This window comes from Oleiphilus sp. HI0061, from assembly GCF_001635675.1.
In genome coordinates this window covers 1-8292 of sequence record NZ_LWFE01001007.1, presented here as the reverse complement: position 1 = coordinate 8292, position 8292 = coordinate 1, and the positions used below count along the sequence as shown (strand labels likewise).

The following is an 8292-nucleotide window of genomic DNA, read 5'->3' as shown; positions in this document are numbered from 1 at the left end:
AGTGATGGTTTCCAAGGACAGTTGGCTAACGCTCAATGCACGTGGTTTTTCATCGTTGATCCCAGCCAATAGAGCCTGTTCTAGAATGCTTAGGCAATCGTGAGTTGGCAGGGCACCATAATGTTCGCTCTGTTCGGTATCAGGCATGTTCGCCTGGGTCAGATCGAGGAGCTCTACAATACCTTCTTCGTCTTGCTCAATTATGAGCATGTTCCAGGCGCTGTCGATGTCTGCAAGCTTGAGTGGAGAGTCTGAAGGGCTGTCAGACTCGATACTGTCAAGATATAGGAGGGCGTTGGGAAGGGCGCGTTCCGCTATTGCAAGCATAAATGCCCGTTCACGCCAGCCTCTAAGAGAGTTGAGAGATTTTTGAAACTTCAATCGGTTCATTGTGCCTAGCCTGCAGGTAGTTGGTATAAGCTTACGAGTATGTCGCTGCTCTATGTAAAGTGTTGATTAGCGTTTGGGTGCACTGAGAAAGAGACTCACCAGCCACAACAACGCCGTCTTCATGGCCGTCCATGCAAAAGAGAATAGACTTCTCAGATAGTAATAATTGAGCGGATAGTTGGCGCACTGATTCTGCCATCTCTGGCGTGCCATAAGGTATTTCTTTGGGGGTGGAAGCTAGCTTGAGCGCTGAACGTTGCTTCCATATTTCTGTGGAGTGAACGTGCACCACAGCTTTTATTCGGGCACTAAGCTTATAGATGACGCCATGCGTCATACTTTCCGATGAGGGCTTTGTTTCACCTTCTGCATGTATTGTATTTGTCTCAGGGTGGCTTTGGTTTACGAGGCATATATCCCGAGGGAATAGCGTTGGAAGGTGGCCCGTCTGGGTGCCGCTGATCCAGAAAGAAGGAGGCGCTTCAATGCTAGAGTCTGACTGGCAACGCAGTGATAGGTTGCCAAAGCCATAGCCTTCATAGCGATTATCATCCTGGCCGATTAACCCGTGAGCCATCATTTGTTGGCGGCATTGGTTCAGTTCGGCCAAACTGGTATCGTCAATCGAGATGCTTCGATGCTCGAATACCAGTTGATATTTGATAACGCCTTCTTGCTCCACTTGTGTTCTCTCAGACTTGAAGAGGCAGTTAAACTAAGTTTTCGGCAGCGTTACGCCAGTCTGGCCCTGGTATTTTCCACCACGATCTTTATAACTTGTTTCACATACTTCGTCAGATTCGAAGAACAGCATCTGTGCAACACCTTCGTTAGCATAAATTTTTGCTGGCAAATTGGTGGTGTTAGAGAACTCCAGTGTGACGTGACCTTCCCATTCGGGTTCTAATGGGGTGACGTTAACGATAATGCCGCAGCGTGCATAAGTAGATTTGCCCAAACAAACAGTCAGGACGCTACGAGGAATTCTGAAGTACTCAACAGTTCGAGCCAAAGCAAAGGAGTTTGGTGGGATGATACAAACATCGCTATCAATATCGACGAAGCTGTTTTCATCAAACTGTTTAGGGTCTACGGTTGCTGAGTGGACGTTTGTGAAGATCTTGAATTCACTGCTGCAGCGAACATCGTAGCCATAACTGGATGTTCCATAAGAGATAATTCGGCCATTTTCACCGGTTCGAACCTGCCCTGGTTCGAATGGCTCAATCATGCCTTGCTCTTGTGCCATTCTACGTATCCACTTGTCAGACTTTATTGCCATGTTTCGCTGTTCCAAATAAAAAGTTTAGAAGCTGTCAAAGTAATGCTTCCGTAAAGCTGGCTATAATACCTTTGCTTAAGATATAAGCAAAGTATCTACTTACAACGATGGCTTAACTTTTCGAGCAGACTTACTAGGTTTGTTGAAAATATGGTCTAAGCTTGTATCACGCTGTATGTAAAGTGTAGATAGATTGATTCTTCGAATTCACCTAGAGGTAGGATACGGTTTTGGGCCTTTCCGCACTAGAAAAGTTGAAGCATGGTTTAAGGTTTAAGAAACTGGGCCACCGCTTGACCTTTTATTTTGTATCACTCGGTATCTTTTTTACCGTGGTGACGGTATCGGTATTGCTGGTAAAACAATATCAAGATGGAAGGCTTTTTGTTTACGAAGAAGCGAATGATACCATCAAAGCCGTTAATCAGCAGTTAGCTAGAAGCTTATGGAACGTCGATCAGGATAGCACTCATATCTTGCTGGAAGGCGTCTATCGTATGCCTTCAATTCAGGGTGTTAGAATTGTAGAAGCCTTGGGCAATGAATATCAGTACGGGGATATTGAATTGCCAGTAAGTTTGTCGAGCCCTTTGGTCTTTAACGGCCAGAATATGGGTAAGATTGAAGTTGATGTGAAAGATGAGTTGATTACCGAGTCTGTATTAGACCAGATGATCGTGATCCTTATTAGTTCCACTTTGATGATCGGTTTGATTAGTTTTGTTTTCAGTACGATTGTTAAAAATGCAGTGACGCGCCACCTTTCCAAAATTAGCCGTGAAACCGTTCAGCCGGCTCAGCTAACAAGTAAAACCTATAAGCCCATTGTGCTGAATCGCCCCGAATACAGTGATGAAATTACTGACTTGGTTGAAGCTTTGAACCGGGGACGAAAGCAGGTTGCCGAGTTTGCTTTGGCAAAAGAGTCCTATGAAGACCAGTTAGAGCATCAGGCAAATTTCGACATGCTGACAAATTTGCCTAACCGTCGCCATATTGAATATCACCTGAAAAATGAAATGCTTAACCAGCAGGAAAACGCCGAATACTCGAAGCTGGCAATCTTTTTTATTGACCTGGATGGTTTTAAAGAGGTGAATGACAGCCTGGGGCATAGTACAGGCGATAAGATTCTGCTGGATAGTGCTTCCCGCTTGAAGAAGTTGATCACTCGCTACGGAGGTTATGTGGCCCGTTTTGGTGGCGATGAGTTCATCGCTTGCTTTCAGTGCAACACTCGCGCAGATGCTGAGGATGTTGCTGATAAAACGATATTGGCCTTTAAAGAAAACTTTGTCTTAAGTGACTCGCAGCTTCAATTAGGTTGTAGTATCGGGGTCGTGCTTTACCCTGAAGATGGCGAGAATACTGAAGATTTGATTCGTCGTGCAGATACCGCGATGTATAAAGCCAAAGAAGCAGGCCGTAATACCTTTGCATTCTTTGACGAGTCAATGATGTATAACATCGTGTTGCACAATACGATTAAGAGTAAATTGAAAGATGCGATCGTTAATAATCAACTAGAGCTCTATTTTCAGCCTTTGATTGATTTGCGCGATATGAGTATTACCGGTTTCGAAGCCTTATTACGCTGGGAAGATGAAGACCTGGGTAAGGTTAGGCCGGACTTGTTTATTCCGGTTGCCGAAAAAACCGGTCAGATATTTGATATCGACATCTGGGTATTTGAACATGCCATTGCGCAGGTTAAAGAGTGGCGCAGTGATTTCAATGAAGAATTTATCGTTGCTATCAACTTTAGCCCAACTAACTTTCACCATCGCGAGTTATCTGACTGGACGCATAATCACCAGGTATTTTTGCAAACCTTGGATTGGGTGGAGCTGGAAGTAACAGAACGTTTGATGTTGGACGACGACCCTGTTGTGATGAAGGGTATTAAGCAGCTACTTAAGTCAGGGCTTAAATTCAGTATTGATGACTTTGGTACAGGTTATTCGTCTCTTGGTTATATCAAAAAATTCAGCCATATCCTGTCAAAGATTAAAATTGACCGTATGTTTGTCAATGAGTTAATTAACAACAGCTCTGATCAAGCACTGGTCAAGAGTATCATTACCTTAGCTGATAGCTTATCTATCGAGGTCTTGGCTGAAGGTATCGAGTCTAAGAAGCAGGAAGAGTCATTAATCGGGCTTGGTTGTGATTATGCTCAAGGCTTTTTCTATTCTAAGCCAATCCCAGCACCCGAAATCCCGGCCTTCATTCGAAAGTGGCAACAGACACCGCATATTGTCAGCTCAAGCTCTTAGAAAGAAAAAAGCTTCGGGTACCTAAACAGGTTTTTGTCATCAATTAGCTTGATATGACATACTCTCGTTTTTCTTGGCGAAGCAAAATTGATCTTAAGGCAGGTGGCGCGATGAAAGGGGTTTTCCTTGATGTAGCAAGTATGGGAGATGGTCTGGACCTGAGTGATATCGAGTCTTCATTTAGCCAATATCAATCTTATGATACGACGGAATCAGCGAATGTCTGTGAACGAATAAAAGGCTTTGAGGTGGTCGTTGTCAATAAAGTGCTATTGGGGAAGAAAGAAATAACAAGTAACCCCAGCCTAAAGCTGATAGCCGTTACGGCGACAGGGACGAACAATATTGACTTGCAAGCGGCTAAAGAGGCCGGTGTTAGGGTCTGTAATGTCACACAGTATGGGCGCCCGGCTATTGTTCAGCATACCTTTTCTTTGTTGCTGGCACTAACAAACCGTTTATTGGATTACGCTAAAGATGTTCAAGATGGACGCTGGTGTACAAGTCCGATTTTTTGTTTGATGGACTACCCTATTGTTGAACTGGAAGGCAAGACGCTTGGCCTGCTCGGTTATGGTGACCTTGGACAGGGTGTTGCAAAAATGGCCGAAGGCTTTGGCATGAAGGTTATACTGGCAGCTCGTTCCGGTCAAAGCTTGGAAAGTGTTGATGGCTATCCTCGCTTGGCTTTGGAAGAGCTATTGCCGCAAGTTGATGTCTTATCTATTCATTGCCTGCTGAGTGATGAAACTACAAATCTAATCGATGCCAATGCCCTGTCTAAAATGAAGCCTTCGGCCTATTTATTAAATCTTGCTCGAGGTGGCATTGTGGATGAAAACGCTTTGGCCGAGGCATTGAAAGAACGCCGCTTGGCCGGCGCAGCAACAGATGTCTTATCCGTTGAACCGCCTAAGGGTGGAAATGTACTACTGGATAGAGAAATTCCAAACTTAATTGTTACCCCTCATTGTGCTTGGGCGAGTAAAGAGGCGCGTCAGCGCTTGTTGGACAAAGCTGCCGCAAATATTAGAAGATTTGCCGAGGGAGAACCCCAGGCTTACATTGTTTAGTTAATTTGAATCAAGAGGGCGCGACTTTAACGATGAGCACAGTATGGCTACAAAAAGAACTTGAGCTTCAAGCCCGCTCCCGCGGTTTTCATCTGATCACTCGGGAAATTGAGCAAGCCTTACCTGAGCTCAATACGATTTCAATAGGTCTAGCGAACCTGTTTATTCAACATACCTCAGCATCACTCACATTAAATGAAAATGCAGACCCGGATGTCCGCAGTGATATGGAAAAGCACTTTAATAAGTTTGTGCCGGAAAATGCACCCTATTATGATCATATACTCGAGGGTTCTGACGATATGCCCGCTCATATCAAAGCCTCGCTGCTAGGCTGCTCTTTAACTATTCCGATTAACTCGGGAAGGTTCTCGATGGGTACGTGGCAAGGGATTTATCTTGGGGAGCATAGAAATCAAGCTGGTTCACGTAAGTTAGTAGTCACTATGCAGGGTCAGACTTAACTATGGTTAAAAAATAGACTACTTATTCTGTCCAACTTCAGCTAACATGTGTGCACTTAAATTTGAGGCGCAAGTTGTGATTATGAGCAAAGTGGTGGACAAAACGGGCGATCAGCCAGTTGATAATAAGCGGGTGGAAACCCTGGAACATAGTTTAGACGAGTTGCTAAATACCTTAACTCACGGGCTAGGTGTGCTATTAAGCATTGCGGGTTTATTTGTCTTGTTAATCGCTGCAATTCCAATGGATGATGTATGGAGAGTCGCCAGTTTTAGTATATTTGGCTTGAGTCTAACGGCTTTATACTTAGCTTCGACGCTTTATCATGCCGAGCGATGCCCGGTTAAAAAAGATAAGCTGAAGATGTTCGATCACTGTGCTATTTACCTCCTGATTGCAGGTTCTTATACACCCTACCTCATGGTGAGTATGAGAGAAGTCGGTGGTTGGGGCTTATTAGCCCTTGTTTGGGGCATTGCATTTTTCGGTATCTTCTTGAAAATACGTTTCAAGCATCGGTTTTCACTTTTGCGCGTCGCGAGCTATCTGCTTATGGGTTGGTTGGTGATTCTAAGTGCTGAGGATTTGCTCGCATCAGTACCGGAAGGAGGAGTGTTTTTACTCGCTTTGGGCGGAATAATCTATACTCTTGGTGTTGTCTTCTATTTGGTCGAACGAATTCCCTATAACCATGCAATCTGGCATCTGTTTGTACTGGGGGGCAGTATTTGTCATTTCTTCAGTGTTTATTACTACGTTTTGCCACCTCAGGTCGCTGTATAATTAAACTTCGGGCTGGTCAGAGATAACTTTTATTAGACTGTCTTCACGGTTTTGTTGCTGCCATTGATCAAAGTAGATTAAGTCCTCCAATGGCAGACGTTCTCGCCACCCCTTGCTTTCGAGTTCGGGCTTCACTTTAAATTCAGAGACATAGCCCATACATAGGTAGGCGACAGGTACGACATGTTCGGGAATGCCTAAAATTGCTTTTACTCTGTCCTGATCAAAGATACTAACCCAGCCAATACCTACATTCTCAGCGCGTGCTGCCAGCCATAAGTTCTGAACGGCACAGACGGTGCTGTTTAAGTCCATGCTTTTTATATGTGTGCGGCCTAGCACAACAGGGCCGCCGCGTTGACGGTCACAGGTGACGACAAGGTTAAGCGGTGAGTCTAAAATTCCTTCGAGCTTCAGAGACTGATACAGGGGCTTCTTGTTGTCCGGAAACATTTCCATGGCTTCGTTATTGGCATCAGTAAAAGCCTCTTGTACTTGTTGTCGAACTGTTTTTGAGCGAACTAACATAAAGTTCCAGGGCTGCATAAAGCCAACCGAGGGCGCATGATGTGCGGCTTTCAATATGCGGGCCAAGACCTCATCCGGAATCGGGTCGGGCTTGAATTCTCCTCTGACATCACGTCGATTAAAAATGGTTTTATAGAGCGCTTCGCGTTCATCGTGCGTAAAGTTTACAGTCTGGTCTTCGGCGGACATTGAAAAAATACTCTATTTGTTACGCTCAGAAATTGACCTTCGAGGCCTGGTTTTTATAAACGAATCAAAGGCATTTTTGCTGGCAACTTGGGCAACACACTGCCGGATTCGTTCAATGCTCGTTTTATCCAAATGATCAACAAGGCCGACTCGTAGCATGGCAAAATCGTTGTTCACAGATATAAGGCGCAAGAGAATACCTGCTTTTGCGAAGAACTCATAGAGTTCGCTGAGATAAGATGGGCTACCTTGGAAGCTAATAAACAGGCCTCTATCAGCTAATAGTTTGAGCGCTTTGTTGTGAACCAAGGGCGCAAATAAGCTTTGGATTTCTTGGGCGCTCGTTTGGATGCGCTTTCGGCTGGCATGTTGCCAGTATCGATCGGGCAGGGCCTTGCTTAATATGTGCATAGCTGGGCCGTTGAGTGGCCAAGGGTTGCTCGGAAACTGTATGCGAGAGAGACTTTTAGGTGAGCCAAATATGAAGCCGGCCCGAATACCGCCTAAGCCGAAGAATTTGCCGCAAGATCTCAGTACTAAAATGTTATCGGGCAGGGGTGGGCGTGAGAGTAGGCTGGCTTCAGGTGTTAGATCGATAAATGCTTCGTCCACGATCAGCATTGCGTCAGTTCCGAGCATGGCAGCCCAGGAGAACAGGCTCTCTAGAGGAATCATGAGCCCGCTTGGATTATTCGGGTTGATAATAAGTAAATGCTGTTGTGAGTTAGCTTCAATCAGCCGCTCAATCATGGCGTCAGCTTTGGATAAGATGCAGGCATCGTAAAAACTAATCTCAGCGCCTTTGTTTGTCCACGCAGACTGATGCTCTTGGTAACCCAGGGACGGCAAAATCACAGGAAGATCTGCTAATAGCAAAGGCAGTTGTTGAATAATCTCTTGAGTACCAGCAAGTGAGCGGTAGGCATGCGGGCCATAATAGCCTTCGACTGTTTTCCTGAATTCCGGGCTAGGGTAAGGCAATCTAGAGAATACGGTTGCCGGAATGTCATCGCAAGGATAAGTGATCGGGTTAAGGCCGGTTGACAGATCCACCCAATCTGATTCGGGAATGTTATAGCGAATCGAGGCGCTGACTAAGTCGCCACCATGGACAATATGTGTTTGTTGCGTTGTCATCCTGGGGGCCTAATAGAAACGAATCAGAAAAAAGTAGCCTTCAAGAAGAATAAGTGCAGCACACCAAAGAATTAGACTGCGTTTAATCAGCTTGAGCGCTTCTTGAATGCTTTGCGCACAAGCCGCTTGACCATGTTTAGGGCCAAGCGCAGATCGCTGTTCAAGTGTT

General features: G+C 45.1%; 9 protein-coding genes. 4 read left to right on the top strand and 5 right to left on the bottom strand.

Going from position 1 to position 8292, the window contains the following annotated elements; translation table 11 throughout:
* From A3735_RS12185 to dcd, 3 genes are all read right to left on the bottom strand, one after another.
* Positions 1-390 (bottom strand): DUF416 family protein (locus A3735_RS12185; RefSeq protein WP_156499635.1); only part of this gene is annotated, 390 nt, incomplete at its 3' end.
* A gap of 31 nt (positions 391-421) precedes the next feature.
* Entirely contained in the window at positions 422-1072 is a 651-nt protein-coding gene (locus A3735_RS12180) for a class II aldolase/adducin family protein (RefSeq protein WP_068508619.1), read from the bottom strand.
* Between the two features lie 33 nt (positions 1073-1105).
* The gene (dcd, locus tag A3735_RS12175; protein ID WP_068508620.1) at positions 1106-1672 is read right to left on the bottom strand and encodes a dCTP deaminase; all 567 of its coding nucleotides are present in this window, start codon (positions 1670-1672) and stop codon (positions 1106-1108) included.
* A 230-nt stretch (positions 1673-1902) separates the two neighbouring features.
* On the opposite strand from dcd, the gene A3735_RS12170 reads away from it, so the two are divergent.
* The 4 genes from A3735_RS12170 (at position 1903) to A3735_RS12155 (ending at position 6269) form a co-directional block, all read left to right on the top strand.
* Positions 1903-3948: an EAL domain-containing protein gene (locus tag A3735_RS12170; RefSeq protein WP_068508622.1), complete on the top strand. Its 2046-nt coding sequence runs from the start codon at positions 1903-1905 to the stop codon at positions 3946-3948.
* A gap of 110 nt (positions 3949-4058) precedes the next feature.
* Positions 4059-5021, top strand: coding sequence for an NAD(P)-dependent oxidoreductase (locus A3735_RS12165; protein ID WP_068508633.1), 963 nt, complete (start codon positions 4059-4061; stop codon positions 5019-5021).
* A 32-nt stretch (positions 5022-5053) separates the two neighbouring features.
* Positions 5054-5485 carry a secondary thiamine-phosphate synthase enzyme YjbQ gene (locus A3735_RS12160; RefSeq protein WP_068508625.1) on the top strand — a complete coding sequence of 144 codons (432 nt, stop codon included), beginning with the start codon at positions 5054-5056 and terminating at the stop codon, positions 5483-5485.
* 82 nt (positions 5486-5567) lie between these two features.
* Positions 5568-6269, top strand: a complete 702-nt coding sequence (locus tag A3735_RS12155; protein ID WP_082865041.1) for a hemolysin III family protein — start codon at positions 5568-5570, stop codon at positions 6267-6269.
* Here the strand turns inward: A3735_RS12155 and bluB are convergent, their stop codons facing one another.
* On the bottom strand, positions 6270-6986 hold the full coding sequence (bluB, locus tag A3735_RS12150) for a 5,6-dimethylbenzimidazole synthase (RefSeq protein WP_068508627.1): 717 nt from the start codon (positions 6984-6986) through the stop codon (positions 6270-6272).
* 12 nt (positions 6987-6998) lie between these two features.
* A complete protein-coding gene (locus A3735_RS12145; RefSeq protein WP_068508629.1) occupies positions 6999-8123 on the bottom strand; it encodes an aminotransferase class I/II-fold pyridoxal phosphate-dependent enzyme in 1125 nt (374 codons plus the stop codon).
* Positions 8124-8292 lie beyond the last annotated feature (169 nt).